Below are 21260 nucleotides of genomic sequence, written 5' to 3' on the forward strand. Positions count from 1 at the left end.
AGGGGGAAAGTGTATCCACATAATGTTGACTTGAACCGAACGAACTGGGAAACCTCCACTTTTTTACAGTCCGCGAGGCAGATCCACTATATTCAGTGTTTGATATTACGGGCTTTCGAAATTTAGGGTAACTTTTAATAAAAAGCGTTCAAAAGGCGGAAAATTACATGATGAAACATTCTGGATTATAAGAAAAGTTAATAATGTTACTGAGGCTCAATCCTATGATACAAATCCAATAAAAACTTCATATGAGTTAATGTGGCAAGAACTTAGATTTGCAACACAGAGTAGTTCTTCAACAACGGTTCAAAACTTGATTCGTAGAATTATAGAAAACTATTTTAAAGTATTTGGTAATTTTAGTGAAGATGATATACTGAATAAATTCGATGAAGAGGAAAAGTTAATATGTAAATCGCTTTTATCCTGGGCAAATGACGGGTCACATTTTGCAAGTGATGATTTGTATATTGAACATCCATTAGATACAAACGCTAGATACCTTAATATATTTGAAAAAATATTCAAAGTTACAAATCATCATGCACATTATAAAATGATGATGGGAGTAGAAGAAGCTGATCAGAGTGAGATCCCTCATGCACAGGTATCGTGATTGATTGAGCCTTTCCCATTAACAATAACAAATATACAATACAATTTACCCAAACAAAGCGTTTCTTTATTACTTTGTTTGGGTTTTTCTTATTTTTACAGGACTTATTGCCTATATTGTCGAATTAGCAGCAAGGGGGTTTTATTCCATGAGAACGTATATTCTATGACAACATGTTGTCTAATCAGTATGTTCTAATATGATCAGCAGACATTAGCGATGGAGGGATTAGGAATGGCATTTCTGAAATGTTCCGCATGCACGAGTATGCTGAAGGCGATTCAAATTTCTAATAAGATCAGTCAAGTCGGGGAGCAACGGCTCCTAGAATATTCGCCAACCGGGATCAAATGCTCAGACTGGACTCCTGTAATTGAAAACCTCCGAGGATACGAAGAGGGAATTTACTGCCCTTCTTGTTTTGCTATCGTTCCTCTAGAGAAAGAAGAATTTATTCTATGTGAAGATAACCGAATTCCCGGCGTAGTAAGTCATGAGTTTTCATCCGATGATGTACTGGATAAGCTGAAGAAGTTGGCCGAGGAAGAAGTTGCCGAGATTTATGTTCATACACTTCCTGCGAAAAAAGCTACTTTTGCGGATATTCCTGAATCAACGCCAGAGCCCATCAAGGACGCCTTACATCGAATGGGAATTACGCAGTTATATTCTCACCAAGCACAAACAGCCGATGCAGTCCATTCTGGGTCGAATGTTGTCTTGGTCACTTCAACATCATCCGGAAAGACGTTGTCCTATAACCTGCCGATTCTTAGTCGTTTATATAACCATCCTGAAGAACGTGGATTATACATATTTCCAACAAAAGCGTTAGCAAATGATCAGTTGGATCAAATTAAACGTTTTGGCATGCAACGAACGGAGAATAATTCTTCCTTGGATGAGTGGTTTGAAACTCAATTGCACTTAGGAGATCGCCTGATTCATATCGGCCGGCTGGATGGGGATACCGAGAATGGGCCGCGGCAGCGAATCATGGAAAAAGCACAGGTATGGATGACGAATCCGGATATGATTCATTACTCCATTCTCGGGCAAGTTCAGAAGGTGAAGTACGCGACCGCACACCACATTCGAAATTATCTGCGGAACCTCAAATTTATCGTGCTTGATGAGATGCATATGTACCGAGGTACATTCGGAAGTCATGTCGCATTGGTACTCAGACGCCTGCTTAAGGTTTGTCGAGAACTTGGTAATACTCACAACATCCAGATTATTACGAGCTCAGCAACGATTGAAAATCCTATTAGATTAGCAGAGGATCTTACAGGTCTTAGCGGATTCACCCTCATCAATACAGATGGTTCCGCCCATCAGAAAAAGGGGATTGTCCTCTGGAATCCCGGTATGTCAGCCGATGAACAAGTCCGCCGCGCGCCTTCTACCGATGCCATTACGATGGCGAAACAGATCATGACTGTTGATCAGAAAGTGATTAAGAGCATCATTTTTCAACCTTCTCGCAGCCAGACTATGGTATTTACCCGTTATATCAAAGACGTCTTGCGCCAGCCTCTCCGACTACCAAAAGAGAAAGTGGAAGGAGAAAAACTCGCGGCATTTTATACCGGAATACTGCCGAATGATACTCGGAAACGGATTATTGAGAGACTCAAGTCCCACGACATTCATGTCATTATTACTACCAATGCCCTTGAAGTCGGGATTGATATCGGTGATTTGAGTCTTGCCGTTCTTGTTGGTTATCCCGGATCGAAAGCGGCATTCTCCCAACAGATCGGACGTGTTGGCCGCAAAGGCGAGGGTGTTGCCATACTGATCTGGCAGGATGAACCGCTTCAGCAGTATTACATGCGTAACCCGCTTGAATTTATCCATAAAGCTCCCGAGGTAGTTAGGATTAATCCAACAAATTACAAGTTGTTAGCCATGCACATCCCGTTACTAAGAGAAGAGCTCGGGAGAGAAGTCACGAAGGAAGACTTGCAGGACATGTTTCCTGGATTACTCGGAGATTATATTGAGACTGTACTGCAAGTAGCTGCAACAGCTAACGATGAGGCGACCGTTGATGACAAGTTTAGTCTTCGATCAATGTCTGGTAAAAATTACAGCGTAACCATTCGGGGACAAAATCAAACGATAGTAGACAGTTTGGATGAGTGGAGTGCTCTTCGTGATTTTTATGAAGGCGCGATCTATTGGACTCCTGGAGAGAAAGGCTATCGAGTAGACTCTATCAATCGCAGAAAAGGTGAAATTATTGTATTGCCTATTCAGGAACTAACCTATTACACTCAATCTACTTATCGCGATATCATCGATATTATGCAGACTTATCAGAAGCAACACATCGAAGGAATCGATATGGCTTATGGTGAACTGGAGATTAAGCGGAGTGTCTTCGGTTATAAAAAAGTTTACTTCGGACAGAAGCATGAGTCTGAGCAGGTTCAATTGGATCATCCGTCCGTCACCCGATTCACTCCGGAAGGAATGTGGGTTACACTAACGGATTCTCAATGGAGCCAATTGAAAAATGGCATTCAGGAGTTAGCGGATGAGGGCAGATCCATCGACTTATTGGCTGAAGCTTCCCTTCACGCTGCAGGTCACGCTATGACTTCGGTTATTCCTGACCTCATTATCTGCGACGCTAATGATTTTACAGGGTTTTCGGCGAGCGGGATGACGGCTTTTGCCAATAGACCTGTTATCGGCTTCTATGGCGAGAACGGGTCCGGTCTCGGGACCATCGAAGCGATCTATGAGAAACTTCCGCAAGTGCTTCGAAAGGCTCTTGAACTTATTGAGAGCTGCCCTTGTGCCGAAGGATGTCCTAGCTGCGTGCAGCTCCCAGGTAAAGGGAATATTGAATTGTTCAAACCTGGAGCCAAAATGCTGCTGAAGATTTTGATAGAAGGGATCGATTAAGAATGCCTGTAATCTGTTCCGCTTGCGGAGGCCAAAGACCTTACGGGGACTTCATTCAAATCAGCTATAAGGCGGATCCAAAGGGCTATTACCGTAAGATCCATCAACGGGCAAACGGGATTCGAGTTTCAGAATGGCGCTCCCTTGAACCCGATACGGAGTCCTATATAAACAAACCATCCGGCGTTTATTGTTCACATGATAGACATTCAATCTTGGACGACATGCTGACACCGGAAGAAATGGAATTGCTCACAGACCGAAGACTTCCTGTTCAACATGTATTCGATAGTGAAAAACTCGTCCAGAATTTGCTCGAACTCGGAACTCGTATTCGAAGTGACGTCCACGTGCATCAAATTGACGCCAACCAAGGCGCTTATGCTGACCAAATCCTTATGCCCAGTTGGCTGCAGCGGAAGCTTCATTCTCTGGGGATTAATAAACTGTATGAGCATCAAGGGGAAGCTATACAGAACATCCGTGAAGGCAGAAATGTCGTTCTCTGCACGAAAACCGCATCTGGAAAATCATTGGCGTACAATGTTCCCATCATCGAAAAATTGGTTGCTGATCCGAATGCCTGTGCGCTTTATTTGGCCCCGTTCAAGGCATTAGTCGAGGACCAGTACGCTCACTTGAAAAAATGGGCTGATGATGTAGAAGAGCAGGGGAATCAAATCTCGCTTAATGGATTTTCTCGATTCTCTGTTAATGGACAGCAATTATCCGTTGGGGTTCTCCACGGGCAACGTAACGTTCCAGAGCATATGAGAAAAGATCAGGCATCTAGCTTCGTGTTCTCTGAGGGGCGCTATTGGCTGACCAACGTACACTATCTGCATTTAATTCTTCAAGGTGCAGGTTCGCCTAAGGGAAAAGGCCCTGGGCTGTTGCGCTTTCTGCAAAATCTTCGGTTTGTCGTTATTGATGAGCTTCATCAATACTCAGGCTTGTTAGGTTCAAAGGTTTCTTTGGTCCTTCGCAGATTAAGAATGTTATGTGACAGGTTGGGAAATAAAAACGTCCAGTTTATTGCCTGCTCGGCTACAATTGCTAATCCAAAGTATCTAGCTGAAGAATTAACAGGAATGCGTGGAATGAAAGGATTTCATGAAATATCGGGAGTACAAGCGCCAGTAAAGAAGAAAGCGATTTTGATGTGGAATCCGGGCTTATCAGACGATGAGCAAAAGAAAAGGGCCGTTGTTTCCGATCTCTATGAGATTCTGCGCACGATCTACAAGGATGGAAGATGGCCGAGAAGTATCATTTTCACAAGCAACCGCCAGCAAGCCCAGCTTTTAAGTCGTGAAATAAACATGATACTGCGCAGCCACCTTCATGATCATGGCGGGCTTTCGGCAGACGAACCACATGAATTTTTTCTGCCGTACCATGCATACCTCACGCAAGAAGTTAAAGAACGAACCATACAAAAACTTGAGCAAGGCGAGATCCTTGGAGTGGTCACTACTAGCGCCCTAGAGGTCGGGATTGATGTGAAGTGTCTGGATGTATGTATCTTACTCGGATACCCTGGCTCCCAGGCTTCCTTTTGGCAGCAGGCTGGACGAGTGGGACGCAGCAGAGACGGTGTGGTGATTATGATGCTTCAGGAAGAGCCATTGCAGCAATACTTTGCCCACAATCCTGAAGAATTCTTTAAGCTCCCGCCTGAATCAGCAGCGATTAATACAACGAATCCCAAGCTATTAAAGGAGCATCTCGCATACGCAGCTCACGAACTGGGGGGAACGTTGACCAATGCTATGAATTATGTTCGCTCTTCGGCGCTTCGCAAGGTGGTTGCGGAAGCAAGCGACCAGTGGCAGCAGATCGAAGGAAAACTCCTCTATCATGGTGAAACGCCAAGATATCAAACTTTGTTTACAATGGGGGCTACTTATACGGTTGTAACCAAGAACGGCTGGAATGAGGACATCTTGTTTCAAAGTGTAGATGAGCGTTCCTTAATAAGAGATTATCACGTGGATGCAGTATTTCTGGGACCTGACAATCGTACCTTCTATAAGGTCAAGTGGGTCAACGGTAAGCAACGCAAAGTGGTTGTGGAGCCGGTAAGAACGGATTATCATACCCGCGGAATTGTTCGCGATAGCATTGAAATCCATGACATAACCAATCCACTGAGAAGTGACGCGGCGATCAAATCCAATCTTGGAAACATCATCGTAAAACGAAGCACATTTGGCTACAAAAAAATCTACAATCACGGCGCAACGCCTCCCGAAACCGTGCAATTGACAAACACATATCCTGTCAGTTTCCAAACCGAGGCGTTTTGGCTGATGTGGGATCACCAAGGAAGGGATGAACTTAAAGGTCTGCTCAATGATGTACTGGATCGCGATACCATTGACTTGGAGACCATGGCTGAGGGAAGCCTTCATGCGGTTGAACATGCCATAGCTTCGGCGATACCGGCCGTTGTAAGGTGCAGTATGGCTGATTTTCAGCACACCTCTTTTTATTCTGGCTCAGCATTGTTTGGAATGCCCGGAATGTTCTTCTACGACAGCCAAGCAGGAGGCGGTTCAGGTATAGTCGAGGTCGTTGCGGAAAAATTCGAGGTTCTCTTGGAGAAAGCCCAACAGATCATTAGCAGCTGTGGTTGTTCGGACGGCTGCCCATCCTGCATTCAGCTGTTTCATTGTGAGAAGCAGAATGAGCCGCTGCATAAGGCTGGGGCTTTGATTGTGCTGGGTGATTTGCAGAGGTCATTGCGGCCAAATAACAATAACTGAGATGCGGGAGGAAGCAAGAACTTGATCGCTGAAATTCATAACAAAATTTCAAGGTCCGGAAGCAATTTGTCAGATCGCCTTGAAGACCAATTAACCGGAGATTTTTTTGGAACCATTCGTTATTTACCTTTTCAATTCGGTTTGAAGCATGTATTGCAAGCTGTTCGCTTCCGGAATGATGTGCAAAACTCGGATTTATTATGGTGGAAGATACTTGGTTTAATCGAAGATTACGAATATAAAATGCATTTTTGGTTTCGCCATGCGGAAGGAGAAATTGATCTGGTCATAGATCATCCCAGAGTTGTTATTGGGATCGAAGTGAAATATTATAGTGGACTTTCATCTAACGATGAGGATACAGAGGAAATCGCTACTCCCGAAGAAAGCTGCCACCAGTTAGCGCGATACTCCAGGTTGCTTGAAGATATCGACAAGGACGCCAGGCTTATCTTATATTTCTGGCTCCCTGCGATATTCTGATTCCCGTTGAAGCAGAATTGATCGGTCGATCCATAATATCTCCAGATATCTCGTTAGGCTTCTTAGCTTGGCAAAACGTATTAGAACAACTGAAAAATATCGAAATAACCTCTTTGGATATGGGGCAGCAGCTGATAATCAAAGATCTCACCGATCTTCTCATTAAAAAAGGCTTTGAACGATTCAAGGGGTTTCTCAACGGTATCGAAAAATTAACAATTCATGAAAATGCATATTCATTCAATGGAAAATCACATGAACAACGAACTATGCATTGGCCAGTGCATATTTCAGTACAGGAGGGTAAATATGTCTTCAGCAAATGAGTTTGGTGGAAATATTAGTCTATCAGTAAGAGTGCTGCGAGAAACGTATAAAAATATAAATCTGCTCTTAAACGAAATGGACGTCATTGGTAAAGAACAAGGCTTCATTCCTCTGAATCCCAAATTCCTTCGTTGGAAATCAGACAGCTACGAGGATGGCTGGTTGCTTAGTAACTTTATCAAGGTATACCAAATGGAAGGCGGCTCTGCCGGTAATGAAATGGTTCAGGACTTGAGAGATGGGGATGTATTTGTCGTTGAGATTGATTTAGAGGGTGAAGAAGCTTATCCGGAGATAACATTGTCACGATTTCAATATGATCTGACGAAGTGGGAACGAATGCCCGCCATTTCGGATCACTGGCTTTTTCATGACCCCTATCGTCTAGATAATCATTTCTCAATTGAAGAAACAGATGGTTTATGGAGATGTAAGACAAAAGAAAAATCGATCCATCGTTACTGGGGGCTTAAGCAGGCAATTGGCAAGACAATCCCCCTAACTACAGTTTGTGACTCTGCTTCGATTAAAACTAATATATTTGAATCATTGTTAAAGTTACCGGAGTAGCATCCCTTGGCGGAGCTCGCCTTTAAACAACAATGAAAGGAAGTATAGGTTTATGGCACAATTTAAAGAATGGGATACAGCCGCTATTTACCATTACGCGAATCAATGGAAAGAGAAAAGTCTTGTTGAAGGAACATCATTGCTTTGGCCGCCTGAACAAATTTGGACCACAGCGAATTTGAATGCATTTAAGGCTTGCTTCATAGAGAACGTAGATGAATCATCAGAGATCTTTGAGAACAAACTGCAAGGACAACTGAAGGGTCAGAAGCAAGAGGTTGTTCAGCTTGCATGCGAACTCGTCTATCTCTACTTGCTGTTTCCCTCCACGATTACATTTCGAAGAAAAAAGGAACTTTTAAATACGATTGCATCATTTGCTGGACTTACACTGGACGATCAGAATGAGGCACTGACAGCATTGGAGCATGGCATAGGCGGACCGGGTATCGCCTACAATACAAGACGTTATTATGAAATACGTTATATAGCTATGTTCGCAGATGCGGTTCTGCAGAAACCTGAAAATGACCGGATTATGTTTTTATCCGACCATATCAAGGTACGAAATATGCTCGATACTATAAAGGAGGACACGAACCCGCTATCCCGACATATTATTTTGCACCTCCTATACCCTGATCAATATGAAAGAATGGCTAGTCAGGGTCATAAGCAACAGATTGTTGAGGCCTTCCTGGAAATTCTGGATGAAGACTCCGTGCCTGAAGATATTGATGATCGCATCCTGGCTATTCGAACAAAGCTCGAAGACATTCTTGGAGAAAAGGATCTTGATTTCTATCGAAGTCCACTCGTTGAATGTTGGGATTATAGTGACCATGATTCGGAGGTTCTCACCATTCAAGGGCTGCAAATCAAGAAGCAGATTGTTTTGTATGGACCTCCGGGAACCGGGAAAACCCATGAAGCAAAGCAATTAGCCGGACAGTTTATTCGCCAAGAGACGTTACGCCTGTGGGGAGCGGGGGAATTCTTTAAAAAGCAAGAGGATGTGAACAAGCTAGTAGAGCAGAGGATTCGCCGTGTACAATTCCATCCGGGCTATGGATACGAAGATTTTATACGGGGGATGCAGCTTGAACAGAATCGGACCATTTATAAAAAAGGCGTATTTCTACAGGTCTTAGAGGAAATTGAAGCAGCGGAAGGCGGAAACGGTAAAGGCTTGCCTTATGTCCTCATTCTCGATGAAATGAACCGGGCGGATCTCAGCAAGGTGTTGGGAGAGTGCTTTTCCTTAATGGAGGATCGTGAAAGTGCTGTTCTGCTTGCCGGCCAGGATGGCCAACCATATCCGCTAACTGTACCCGAGAATCTGTATATTATTGGAACTATGAATTTAATTGACCAATCGCTGGAACAAGTCGATTTTGCACTTCGCCGCAGATTTCTCTGGTTTTTCCGTGGGTTTGATCGTAATGATCTAGTCACTTTACTGAAGGGAAAATGGGAACGTTGGCCGCAGAAGTATGGAAAACCACGTAAATGGAACCGTGTGGAGGATGAATTTGAACTTCTAGCGGACCGTTGCGTCCAGTTGAATCATTTAATAGCTGGGCATGAACATATGGGACCGCTTTATGTCATTGGTCATACCTATTTCAGTGACGTGGTTTCATTTGCCCAGAAGTATATTTATTCACAACCGGGCGTTCAGCAAGTACTATGGAACCGGAATAAGCAAGCTCGTGGGCCTGTAACTGCTTTGTGGAATTATTCGTTGGCTCCGTTATTGGAACAGTATTTGTCCGGGGCCGATTCATACGAAAGAAAGCAATTTATGGAACAAGCGAAAAGCACTTTCCTGTGGGGGAAGGTATGAGGTCCGCACAAGGAAGAACAGAAATCATTGCAAATGACTTATCTGAGATCGAATTAATAAATGATGATGAGAAGATATGGTTGCAGAATTTGTGCCGTTATCTCGATAAAGAACTGTTCACAATTCGTCTCACTGACAAATCGGAGGATGAGCCGGTAATCGAGTTTCGCCACGGACGCTGGTATGCGGGAAGGTATGTTGGAGAAATCCAATATATGGGGAGGACCCTGCGTATAACACCACGTTATGAAAGCTCCTTTCATCGTTGGATTAGCACCATTTGGGGAGTGCGCATGATTCAAAGCAAGGGCTCCTATCGTAACGCGAATATGTGGCTGTGGGAGCTAATCGCCCGAATTTGGGGTGAGCAGCTTATCCGTGGAGCAAAGCATGGGTTACCGTATACTCGAATGGAAGAAACATTGAAGGCTCCATCGCTGCGCGGTCGTATGAAAGTGATGGAAACGGCTCTGGAGGTAGGCAAGGGGACGAATCGACTTGCAAGTCTATCCAGGTGCAAGGTTATTCATCCTGACATTGCGTACATACTCAGTAACGGTTATCGAAGAATTAAAAAGGAATTGGGGCATCGAAATGCACATAACTGGTTGTCCGACAGAGGAAGGGAAATCATAAGCCTTTTACTCCAATCCGAAGGATGTAAAAGCTATAAGACCATTTATAAGATTCCCAAAATTAAATATACCCCCATCCTTGAATCTTATCGTCCAGTTGTTGATTTAACTTTAAGAATCTTGCAACAAAAATCATTCGGGGTCTCTTTGAAAGGGGCCCAAGAAGTAACAGGAACCCTCCTGGATATGGCTGAAATTTGGGAGCTTTATGTTTATCATCTTCTAAGAAATGCTCTTGTAGGGGTAGAGGTGATCCATACTGGACGAGTTAGAGAAGCCGTTGGCCATTTGTTTGTAAACGGGAACGGCAAGAAGATTGCTGCTCAAAAGCCGGATTTTATTATACGGAGGCCATCTTCGAAACAAGTGTTAGCGGTAGTCGATGCAAAATATAAACACACTTTTGTAACTTTATCAAAACCAACGGGTTTGGAACGAAATGATTTATATCAGATTCATGCATACATGGATGCTTTCTCCAATCAGGGTTCTTCGGCTCCGGGTGTTCTGGTATATCCGGATGAAAACGATGCTGAAATTCGGCGATATCAACAAGGGAATCCGTGGTTTTCATCTCAACTGAAAAGCAATCTTTATTTTTATGGGGTTAATGGTGAATTAGGCGAAGAGAATTCGGATAACGGGTTGACCCCATCCGAGGAGCGATTCTGCATGGGAATTCGAGAATTGCTGATGGGGAATTTAAATAATGGGATTTGGGACGAGTGAATCGATTGGACACTACACATTGAAATTAATCATTACTAGATTTATAATGTAATTATTCTTTCTATCGCTTCTGTTCCCAACGGAAGCCTAATGAGTGGCCATCCTCTGGCCCAAATCATGTCCTCGCGGGACAGTTGATTGATACCATTTCCTCGAGCCAGGTGCTTTCGGTATCCAATTCCCTTTATGGTGATTAATTACAACACGGGAGTAGTCTGTCCTTGTGTACTATAATTGTTCAAATAATGAACCCGAATGAAGCATTTTTTCTTTGCTTTCTTCGGGTTCTTTTTGTTGTTATTGAAGAAGATCGGAACACGCGTCATTCAGCAGCTTCGCAGCGTCAACTGGAGGAACATATCGCAAAGTTGTTGATAACTGCTTATGGCGTAGTTGTCGTTTTATAGCGATAATGTCAATCCCACTGCTCTGCATCAAGTATGCCGTTGTATGTCGAAAACTATGGGCAGTGACTGTCTTTTGTATGCCGGCCTCTAGGCAAAGATTCTTGATGATTCGGTTTAATGCTGCTTTTGTTAGTGGTCGATTGTTTTCAAAGAAAACCTCGGAATGTCCGGAATTCCGCCATTCTTCTACAACCGGATGATGCAAATAACGCTCCAACTCAACAACGAGGGAATCGGGCATATAAACGACTTCGGAGGAGGTTTTCTGCCCTTTGTTCACCAGAATAACCTTGCGCTCAAAATCAATCTGTTCGTACGATAGCTGTATAATCTCCCTGTTTCGAAGAGCGGTCGTTGACATTAGCAATATGAGGATGTAGAACTTCCGGACAAATGGATCGGCTTTAAGCGCTGCTTGAAATAATCGTTGACATTCACCAATGGAGAGGGAACGATCTATTATTCGGCGTTCATAATACGGATTCGGATAGTTTTTCATGGGGTTATTTTTAATCATCCCAAGACCGTGGAGTAACGTGAAGAAGTGTTTCAGGTAAACAATGTTATTGAAAATGGTATTCTTTGATGCCTGAAAATTTTGCTTCAGGAACTGAATATAACCATCAATGCAATCAGCATCAATAGGTCGATAGGTCTCAGATTCCGTGTCGTAGTAAAATTTGTCGAAATCCAATTCTCCCTCAAAGTCTAAGCTCAGATATTGTTCAAACTTCATGAACTGGCGGCTATATGTGTAAATTGCTGAATCCTTGAGGTGAGTATGCTTCTTCCAGTTGGCATAGTATGTGGAATCCAATAATAAACGGTTCATTTGTTCTCCAGCCTTTCTCTTATTTTCTGAACAACCTCTTGAGCGAATGGGTGTTTGTTTATGGCGTCTCGCAGTTGATCGTCGAAAAGTCTCAAGTACTTCATCGTACTGTCGAGCGATTCATGACCGAGAAGCTTTGCAAGAGTATAGATATCGATTCCCGCTTCAAGGCCTTGAACGGCAAAAGAATGACGAAAAGAGTGAGGACCTAAACGATCTTTGTCTTCCTCTTTTATCGACCGAGACTCGCGAATAATACGTTTCATAAATTGCTGAATGGCTCTAGATGTAATGGGTTTATCCCCGGCAGTGCTTGAGAAGATATAGAGCCTCTGATAATCGGAATCTGGCATCACCTCGCGAGCGCGACTGTATTTTTTCTCTATAAAATCTGTGAGCATCATTAGGGCGAGCTCGTTGATTTTTCGGACTTTCTTGGTATTCTCAGCCCCTTTGGGTGTTACCTTGATTGTTTGAGTATCAGGAGTGATATCACCGATCCTTAGATGGCAGAGCTCGTTTATGCGAATTCCACTCCCAAGGAAAGTCCAGATAATTGCAGTGTAAAGGCTATCGTGGTTACGAGCTTGAGCGATCTGCAAGATTTCCGCGATCTGCACTTTAGTAAAGGCTTTTGGTGCGTCATCGTTTGACCATCGAACGCGTAGTATAGTCTTCAAGTCCCCGAGATCCTGATGACCAAAGAATATTTTGTATGTGGTCTTTATGAAGGTTCGAAGAAAGGAAGACTTCTTGGCTTTTGTATTAGGATCCTCATTAAGCTTAATATAGTCGGACAAGAATTCGCCGTTTGATACCTTTTCAAACTGCGGATCGTTGCCAAACTTTTCCTTCACATGTTGCTGGAAAAGTTTCATCTCTGACCGATACGTTGTTTGCGTGGTCCGGCTAAGTCCAGAAAACTTGCTGCTTTGATAGAAAGCATCAACGGCTTCGAGAAATGAAACGTTCCGCACTGCCGGGGGCATATTAGGTTTTGGCTGTGTCTGGACAGGCAAGGTTTCCATAACTTGCCGCATTTTCTCTGGACCATAAAGACATAACAGCTGATTCAGTTGTTCTTTAAGTTCGGTATACTTTGTATCGTTGATTACTTTAGGCATGGGAACCTCCTCAGTAATTGATTTTGTTTACAGCACTTGTTAATTGATTGGGGCTCCGGTGGACGTATCGTGCAGTATTTTCTGGCCGATCATGCCTTGCCAAGTACATAAGCAATTGTGACGGGCAATCTGTACGTTCCGACAACCTGCTGATGAAAGTGTGCCTCAGTAAATGGGGCCCCCCTGGATATTTCCATCCCGAGACAAAAGAATAAAGTTTGTACTGTGCCCTTAATTTGCGAATAGTTGATTGGCTGTTGTTTCCAAACAGATGGACATCTTGACCTTTGTTGACAACAAGCTTTTGAAAGTAATTCTGTAGCGGATCAGGTAAGGGTAGAATGGCCGATTTCTCGTTTTTTCCGAAGACAGAGATGGTTCTATTCTCGACATTGATATCCTGATAGCGAATGTTAGCAACTTCATGAATTCGCAAACCGAGACAAAGCATCAACCCAAAGGCTGCCAGTTCCAATGTGGGATGATCAGAATAGAGTTGGATATTATGAAAAAAACACTGGAGTTTAGCATCTGTTGGTAACTCGCGATAATAGTATCTCTCGTACGGGATTCCTGTAACATCCATTGTTATGTCTTTAGCAAGCCAGCCCAATTTATAGAGGTTAGCCAGAAGAAATCGGATATCGTAAAAACAATTGCTAACCGTTTGCTTGGTATATATCCCTTTATTTTCCAAACGGAGTAAATATTGCTTGAATTCGAGTAAATGCTCCTCAGTAACTAATGACAATGGTAATTCGTCGCATGAAGTGCTCTGGAACTGAACGTATGTTTTATTCAACCAGTTTAAAAATAGGGCGTAACTGATTTTATATTTACCGTTAACGCTTTTTTCCTTGACTCCTGAACGGTGTAAATCTTTAATATGCGCAGTGATAGCGGGATGATTTATATCTTGAGTCCTCTTTTTTGTAGAAATACCGTTTGTTGATTTCTTTAATTCGAACCCATTAGAGATTAATTTGCGAGCTATTGCTAGAATCATGTCACGTTGAACGAAATTGTAGGAAGAATGCTCAATGAAATTAATAAGTGCATCTTTATTTGCCAATTCTTTGTTTTGAATGGATCTAGCATCAAGCCCATAACGGGTTTTAAAAAAATCAATGATCTCTAGTGCGTATTCCATCAAAGAAAAGTAGCTGGTGGATTTGATCGACTTTTTATTATCAAGGTAATCCAGTAGCACGGGGGCAAAGATTTTGCCTTGAATCTGGGTTGAAAAGATCCATTCATTTAATGCAAGAGAACCACTTTCTGGTGAACATATCTCGACGTCCTCTTCAGGCCAACGAAATGCATACATTGTATTCAAGAACAACAGCACCTTCTCCCAACTTAAGCTCTTGATATCATGATTGCCATTTGGGGCGGTTTGTAAACATTCTTGCGAAGTAGAGTTCTCATAAGAAGCATTCTCTGAAGTAGTTTTCGCATTTTGCTTCCAATGACATGAATTCATGAATCCCAAAATATCGATATCTCTAATATTCTGAACGTTATCCATCTACATCTCTCCCTCAGATTCTGTTTCATCGACCGTTCAGACCGCAGTTTTTGCTTAGAAAGGAGGTGGGGCCCGATGGTCCACATCATTGATGTAAAGGTATCATTTGCTTTGACTTCTGTCCCGGTTGCTCCACATTTGGAGCAAAAACACGTTGATTTTCGGGTTGTGCGAGGATTTTGGTCGAAAGAAACAAGAATCTGCTCCATTTGTGGAGAGTTGATGATGGATGCATTGATACGGGATTAAGATGATGGAGTGTAAAGCTTAGTTGAAGGACGATCTTCTTCAACTAGCTTTTAAATTCATCCATGATGAAATAGATGAAATAACTTATGTCAGTAAGCACGATCGGGACTGGTATGAGGTTAAAGAATTGGCTTCTACCGATCCAGTAACTTTCGGTATTTTGTTACGGAAACTTTCTTTGCCTAATCGTAGAAAAGCAATGATACAGGCTTTTGGTTTAAGGACAGCGGAGTTAAGAACACTCTTGCTAGGAGAATTTTCGGAATCTTCTTCTACGATTTCCGACCTAACTAATCCTTCGAAATCCAGAAGATTCAGCAATGAATTGCTGGCCAAATTTGGCATTATCCACCGCGTGCCTTTTGATTGGGTATATAAGGATGGGCTTGTAATGGAACGATGGGATTTTAAAAATTTTGATTTTAGCGGGACAGTTTTAACTTGTATGGAAGACATAGTTCCGTTATTGAGACTGGCTAAGGATCGTAGCAGAGATGTAAATGGATATGTTCTTCAGCCAAATACGGATCAAGAACGTTTTATCCGATTAGAATCACGAGCGGATGTGATCGTCGTAGATCTTTATCATGGTGACTTATTAAGTTTGGATAATCTAATGACTACTCTAAAAACCACTTCCTTCAAATGGTCAGGATCTATTAGTCAATCCGTTGTACCTGGGCACCGATACTGGACATTCATTGGGGCGGATAATGAATCGGCTATTGTTCGAATCATGGAAACGGAGTTCAAGTATATCCAAAACACCATGCGCTTGTGATAGGACAAACCGCAGACGGAATAAGGTGTATTGAGGTGAAAAGTATGGAGCGAATGCCGACAATCAAAATCGTATATGTGCCTCATACTTTATGCAGTGATACAGCACAAATCTCAAACACCTTATCCGCTGCAGAAGCCAAAAATGCCGTTATAGATTACATCTTAAAGCGTTTGATCTTGAAACCGACTGAATAAGCCGGTTTTTTTGTTTCTCCCTTTGTCCATACTGGGAAGTATTAGCAGTAAGAAAGGAGAGTGGTGATACTCCATGTATACGGCCATATATCCACGGGTCTCTACAGGGATGCAAGCATCAGAGGGCACCAGCCTGGATGCGCAAGTAGAATTATGTATTCGGAAAGCCAAGGATTTGGGAATCCCGAAAGCCAATCTGAAAATTTATCGCGAAGAGGGTTTTACGGGTGAGGACATCGACCGTCCGGCGATGAATGAATTGAGACAAGACGTCGCACAGGGAAAGATCGCTCGATTGATTGTTACCCATCCCGATCGATTGACAAGGGACTTAACCGATAAATTAATCCTCTGCCGAGAGCTGGAGCGGAACCAGGTTGAATTGGTGTTCGTGGACACGGAATATCGGAATACGCCGGAAGGGCAGCTGTTTTTCAATCTCATGAGCTCGATTGCTCAATATGAGCTGTCCTTAATCAAGAAGCGGACGGTACGTGGAAGACTTAAAGCGGTGGAAAAAGATAAGAAGATCATGCCCATGCGTGTGGCTCCCTATGGATATGACCTTCATGAAAATACTTTGATTATCAATGAGCAGGAAGCCGAATTTGTCCGGAAGATATACCACTGGTATGTTCATGAGAACTATACGCTTCGTGAAATCGGGGATCGACTCTATTCCTTAGGGGCGGTACCCAAACGGGGGGAAAGCAGGAACTGGAGCGCCAGTTCTATTCGAAGGGTCCTTACTTCAGAGGTATACATCGGCAAATTCTATTACAATCGTAGAGAAACCCGGAAGATTCGCGGGGAGAAAACCAAGAACGGTACACCGAAAAAAACATATTCCTTTCGCGAGGAGAAGGATTGGATCGAGGTTACCGTGCCAAGTATCATTGACCCGAATCTGTTCGAATTAGCCCAGGTGCAGAAAGAGAAAAACATGAAACGGTCAGGGAATGTAAAATATGAGTATTTGTTAAAATCCATGATCCGGTGTGGGCATTGCGGCAGAATGTGGCAAGCAACTACTTATACAGGCCGAGTAAATAAAGAAACGGGAGAAAAGATCCGTTATACCTGCTACAGGTGTCCGAACCTATTCCCGAAGAAGTACGGTGAAGGAGTTGAGAAGTGCCCGACTCAAACGTTACGCGCCGATATGCTGGACCATTACGTCTGGAAGCTGATCTTGGAGACATTGTCGGATCCCGATGATTATATGGAAAGACTGCAAAGCAAATCGAATGAGATTAACCTGGAACTTCAATCCGCCGCGGACCACATCAAACGTCAACTGGAGCAGAAGGAGAAGGAAAAGGAAAAAATCAAAATCATGTTCAAGCGGGAGGTCATTGATGAGCAGGAGATGCTTACCGAAATGCAAAAGATTAATGCCGGACTAAAGCCGTTGGAGCAAGAGCTTGCCGGGTACGAAAAGCAGTTGTCAGAACAAGCGGAGAAGGAAATATCGGCCAATCGGATTGCAGAGGTCTCCAAAGCTGTCCGATACTTCATCGAGAGCGCCGGTCACGAGCTTACCCTTGAGGAGAAGCGACATATTGTAGAGACACTGGTTGATGAGATCGTTATCCGTTACGACGGGAATGAAGTGCAGGTTACGGCTGTGGGTGCCCTTGACGATTTGAAACGGCAACAGTTTCTTCAACATGAGAATGACATCGGTTCGTGTTCACAACCTCAAGAAATTCGATAATACCGGCGAGGATTTGGAAGATCTCATCTCGATTGGCACAATCGGGCTGATTAAAGCGATCGAGAGCTTTCAGCCGAACAAAGGGACGAAGCTGGCGACATTTGCGGCCCGTTGTATTGAAAACGAGATCCTGATGCATTTACGCAGTTTGAAAAAAACCCGCAAAGACGTCTCTTTGCACGATCCCATCGGCACGGATAAGGAAGGAAATGAAATTACATTAATTGACATTTTGGGAACAGATTCGGATGAAGTGATCGATAAAGTTCAGTTGAAAATCGAAAAAAGTAAAATATACAGAAATTTGGACATCCTCGACGACCGCGAGAAGGAAGTCGTGATCGGCAGATTCGGCCTTGAACAAGGGGGAGAGGAGCGGACGCAGCGCGAAATCGCGAAGGAGCTCGGCATCTCGCGTTCCTATGTGTCCCGGATCGAGAAAAGAGCGCTGATGAAGTTGTATCATGAGTTTTACAAGTCGCGAAGGTAATCTAAACCTGCAGGCGGTATCCATATCGTTTCGCATGACGCAAACGCTCCACCCTTCGCACCATTGCCGGCAATCTACATACTATGTAGCAGGTGACTAATTTTTCTCCTCCCGGAAAGGAGAGCGCGATGTCGAACAAGTATAGGAACCTGCTTATCATTTTAGTGCTCTTTATCCTTTTGGTCATCATTTTGCTTTGTTTCATGTAGCCATGCCGATGAAAGAAGCCTCGCAGCCAATGCGGGGTTTCTTTTCATTTTTCTAGCGATAAGCGCGGTCGCCCGTACATAAGGGGACACGGTTTGGCAAATAATGAAATCGATAAGTTTGACATTAGAGGAGGACATGCAGTATGCAGTTTTTATGGGCGTTTATTGTTGGAGGAATCATTTGTGTCATTGGACAGCTCATGTTTGACGTGGCAAAAATGACTCCGGCCCATACGATGACGACGTTGGTCGTTGCGGGAGCGGTGGTGGACGGAATCGGATTGTACGAGCCGCTCATTAAATTCGCCGGCGCCGGCGCGACCGTGCCGATTACCAGCTTCGGCAACTCCCTCGTGCACGGCGCGTTAACCGAGCTGCAGCGGGACGGTTGGGTAGGCGTCATAACGGGCATATTCGAAGTAACGAGCGCCGGGATATCGTCGGCGATCATTTTTTCGTTTTTGGCGGCGCTGCTCGTCAAACCGAAAGGGTAGCTAACGCCCTCAAGCCTTCGGCTTGGGGGTTTTTTGTAAGAAATGCCACCTAAGGCTATGCAACTCTACTATATACTCCCCCCTTCCATTCATGTAAAATAAAAGAAAGATGCATTATTTACTGTATAGGAGGGGTTTTCATTTGACTATACGCCAGGAGTCTTTACAAGCCGTTTCAGCCATTCGCGCGCAGTTGGAAGCTTGCATATTCGGGAAAACCGAAGAAATTCAACTCCTCTTAACCGCCGTTTTGGCAGGAGGCCACGTTCTAATCGAAGATGTGCCGGGCACAGGGAAGACTCAACTCGTCAAAGCCGTCGCGAAAACGATGGACGGCCAATTCCGCAGAATCCAATGCAATCCCGACTTATTGCCGAGCGATATTACCGGCGTTTCCATCTTTCATCCGAAGGAAGACCGGTTTATTTTTCGCCCCGGACCGATTATGACGAACATTATGCTCGCGGACGAAATTAACCGCGCAACGACGAAGACGCAATCCGCCTTGCTTGAAGCGATGGAGGAGCGCCATGTTACGGTAGACGGGGAGACCCATCCTTTGCCGCATCCTTTTATGTTGATCGCTACGCAAAATCCGATAGATTTCGAAGGAACGTATATGCTGCCGGAAGCCCAGTTGGACCGCTTTATGATGAAGATGACGCTAGGATATCCGGATGAGGAAACCGAGAAGCGATTGATTTTTTCGCAACATCAAGGCCAGTTAATCGACTCGGTTCAGTCCGTAACCGATATGAAGGAAATCGGCCTTATTCAGTCCGAAGTGCGGCAAGTGCATATGGATCTTGTAGTCGGAGACTACTTGGTACATATTATCCGCAAAACGCGCGACCATTCGGCTTCCATGCTCGGAGCGAGCCCGCGCGCGTCGATGGCGCTCATGACGGCGTCCAAGGCGCATGCCTTTATTCAAGGACGGGATTATGTCATGCCGGACGACGTGAAATATTTGGCTCCGTACGTTCTCGCCCATCGCGTCTTGATTCGCCCCGAGGCGAGAATGAACGGCATGACGCCGCACGCGTTGATTCAGTCCGTATTAGAGCAGGTGAACGTCCCGATTCGATTGGAGCGTTAACCGATGCGAAGCAAAATGTCCTCAACTTCTAAATTATATACATTTTCCAAACGGTTTTGGATTATTCTCGCTTTTTGGCTAGGCTCGTTGTTCTATTTGCTTTTTCAGGGCGGCAAAACGGCCTTTATGCTTCTCGGCATGGCAAGCGTTCTCACCGTCTATTTAACGATGGGCTACTGGAGCGGCATATCGCGCGCGCGCGGAACGAGAGTGTTGGAGCAGGGCGGCATCCCGCGCAACGTATTTCACTCGGGCGAACAATTGAAGGCAAAGCTTCATGTCCAAATCCCCGGCTTATGGACGACGCCTTACGTCGTGCTGAAAGACCGGCTCTTTCGCCGGAACGGGGAGACATTGGAATTCGAAACGCTGCTGCTATCCCATTGGAATCGAAGCGGAAGCATGGAATACGTGACGCCGCCGCTTCGAAGGGGGATCTACACGTTCGGGGAGACGGAATGCGTAACCGAGGACATATTCGGGCTATTCGAACATAAAGGCGTGTTTAAGGTGCCCGGCCACTTTTCCGTCTTTCCGCAAACGGTGGAAATCCGGAATTGGAAATTGTTCGACCGGCGAAGAGCCGGATACGCACGGCAGGCGCTGCTCAACCGTTCCTTCAAAGAAACGACCCAAATTAACGGGGTCCGGGAATATATATACGGCGACCGCATTTCGCGCATCCATTGGAACGCCACGGCGAAAACGGGCGAATGGAAATCGAAAGAGTTCGAGCGGGAGTCGTTGCCCGTAACGATCATCGTGTTTGACCGGAACAAGGACAATTACGCGGACGCGGAGCAATTCGAGCTTGCCGTATCCGTGACCGCTTCGCTGATCGAGTACGGTGCCAAGCGAAACATTCCGATGGGATTGTACTCGTACGGCAAATCGATTCAAATGTTCCAAGCGGTCCAGACGCCGCAAAACCGGAAACAAATTCTCGAACATTTACTCGAGGCCGAAGCCGACGGGGACGAACCGTTGCTCCCGCGCTTGCAAAGCGATGCAAGATCGCTTGGAAACGGGTCCGTGTATGCCATCGTCAGCCCAAGGGCGGACGATGCCATGCTGCAATTGCTCCGTTGGGCGCAGCGCATGCAGCTCGTTCCGTGCCATCTTCACATTGACGGTTCGCACGGAACGAGCGGCTGGCTTCCAATGATTCGCTCACAAGGACATCTTGGCTACTCCGTCTCCGCATTGGAAGACTTGCCGAAGGTATTGGGAGGTTGAT

General features: G+C 44.5%; 17 protein-coding genes and 1 pseudogene. 15 read left to right on the top strand and 3 right to left on the bottom strand.

What is annotated here, in order from left to right:
- Positions 1-139: 139 nt before the first annotated feature.
- The 8 genes and pseudogenes from LQ229_RS17380 to LQ229_RS17415 all read left to right on the top strand — a co-directional run.
- Positions 140-619, top strand: a pseudogene (locus LQ229_RS17380) (AAA family ATPase); the annotation flags it as partial.
- A 234-nt stretch (positions 620-853) separates the two neighbouring features.
- Complete coding sequence (locus tag LQ229_RS17385; RefSeq protein ID WP_230192380.1) at positions 854-3538, top strand: DEAD/DEAH box helicase; 2685 nt, start codon at positions 854-856, stop codon at positions 3536-3538.
- A 224-nt stretch (positions 3539-3762) separates the two neighbouring features.
- On the top strand, positions 3763-6306 hold the full coding sequence (locus LQ229_RS17390; RefSeq protein ID WP_230192410.1) for a DEAD/DEAH box helicase: 2544 nt from the start codon (positions 3763-3765) through the stop codon (positions 6304-6306).
- A gap of 21 nt (positions 6307-6327) precedes the next feature.
- On the top strand, positions 6328-6789 hold the full coding sequence (locus LQ229_RS17395; protein WP_216540035.1) for an NERD domain-containing protein: 462 nt from the start codon (positions 6328-6330) through the stop codon (positions 6787-6789).
- Between the two features lie 119 nt (positions 6790-6908).
- Entirely contained in the window at positions 6909-7115 is a 207-nt protein-coding gene (locus LQ229_RS17400) for a hypothetical protein (protein WP_230192381.1), read from the top strand.
- Positions 7099-7686 (top strand): hypothetical protein, encoded by a 588-nt coding sequence (locus LQ229_RS17405; RefSeq protein ID WP_216540036.1) that lies wholly within the window; start codon positions 7099-7101, stop codon positions 7684-7686. The genes LQ229_RS17400 and LQ229_RS17405 overlap by 17 nt, the downstream gene beginning before the upstream one ends.
- Positions 7687-7738: 52 nt before the next feature.
- Positions 7739-9532, top strand: coding sequence for an AAA family ATPase (locus LQ229_RS17410; RefSeq protein WP_216540037.1), 1794 nt, complete (start codon positions 7739-7741; stop codon positions 9530-9532).
- A complete protein-coding gene (locus tag LQ229_RS17415; protein ID WP_230192382.1) occupies positions 9529-10896 on the top strand; it encodes a nuclease domain-containing protein in 1368 nt (455 codons plus the stop codon). The genes LQ229_RS17410 and LQ229_RS17415 overlap by 4 nt, the downstream gene beginning before the upstream one ends.
- Positions 10897-11193: 297 nt before the next feature.
- Here LQ229_RS17415 and LQ229_RS17420 read toward each other — a convergent pair whose 3' ends face one another.
- The 3 genes from LQ229_RS17420 to LQ229_RS17430 are packed head-to-tail and all read right to left on the bottom strand — an operon-like array spanning position 11194 to position 14787.
- Complete coding sequence (locus LQ229_RS17420; protein ID WP_036715667.1) at positions 11194-12135, bottom strand: site-specific integrase; 942 nt, start codon at positions 12133-12135, stop codon at positions 11194-11196.
- Positions 12132-13259 (bottom strand): tyrosine-type recombinase/integrase, encoded by a 1128-nt coding sequence (locus LQ229_RS17425; protein ID WP_036715666.1) that lies wholly within the window; start codon positions 13257-13259, stop codon positions 12132-12134. The genes LQ229_RS17420 and LQ229_RS17425 overlap by 4 nt, the downstream gene beginning before the upstream one ends.
- A gap of 10 nt (positions 13260-13269) precedes the next feature.
- Entirely contained in the window at positions 13270-14787 is a 1518-nt protein-coding gene (locus tag LQ229_RS17430) for a site-specific integrase (protein WP_216540040.1), read from the bottom strand.
- Between the two features lie 75 nt (positions 14788-14862).
- Between LQ229_RS17430 and LQ229_RS17435 the strand changes: the two genes are divergently transcribed.
- The 7 genes from LQ229_RS17435 to LQ229_RS17465 all read left to right on the top strand — a co-directional run bounded on the left by LQ229_RS17435 (position 14863) and on the right by LQ229_RS17465 (position 21259).
- Entirely contained in the window at positions 14863-15036 is a 174-nt protein-coding gene (locus LQ229_RS17435; RefSeq protein ID WP_156124784.1) for a hypothetical protein, read from the top strand.
- Positions 15037-15058: 22 nt separating this feature from the next.
- Entirely contained in the window at positions 15059-15817 is a 759-nt protein-coding gene (locus tag LQ229_RS17440; RefSeq protein WP_230192383.1) for a hypothetical protein, read from the top strand.
- Positions 15818-16087: 270 nt separating this feature from the next.
- On the top strand, positions 16088-17731 hold the full coding sequence (locus LQ229_RS17445; protein WP_290370046.1) for a recombinase family protein: 1644 nt from the start codon (positions 16088-16090) through the stop codon (positions 17729-17731).
- The gene (sigK, locus tag LQ229_RS17450; protein ID WP_216540043.1) at positions 17685-18221 is read left to right on the top strand and encodes an RNA polymerase sporulation sigma factor SigK; all 537 of its coding nucleotides are present in this window, start codon (positions 17685-17687) and stop codon (positions 18219-18221) included. The genes LQ229_RS17445 and sigK overlap by 47 nt, the downstream gene beginning before the upstream one ends.
- A 352-nt stretch (positions 18222-18573) precedes the next feature.
- Positions 18574-18924, top strand: a complete 351-nt coding sequence (gene spoVAE, locus LQ229_RS17455) for a stage V sporulation protein AE (protein WP_216540044.1) — start codon at positions 18574-18576, stop codon at positions 18922-18924.
- A 142-nt stretch (positions 18925-19066) separates the two neighbouring features.
- Positions 19067-20023 (top strand): MoxR family ATPase, encoded by a 957-nt coding sequence (locus tag LQ229_RS17460; protein ID WP_216540045.1) that lies wholly within the window; start codon positions 19067-19069, stop codon positions 20021-20023.
- Between the two features lie 3 nt (positions 20024-20026).
- Entirely contained in the window at positions 20027-21259 is a 1233-nt protein-coding gene (locus tag LQ229_RS17465) for a DUF58 domain-containing protein (protein WP_216540046.1), read from the top strand.
- The last annotated feature ends 1 nt before the right edge of the window (position 21260 follow it).

This window comes from Paenibacillus sp. CECT 9249, assembly GCF_918697855.1.
Lineage (GTDB): Bacteria > Bacillota > Bacilli > Paenibacillales > Paenibacillaceae > MSJ-34.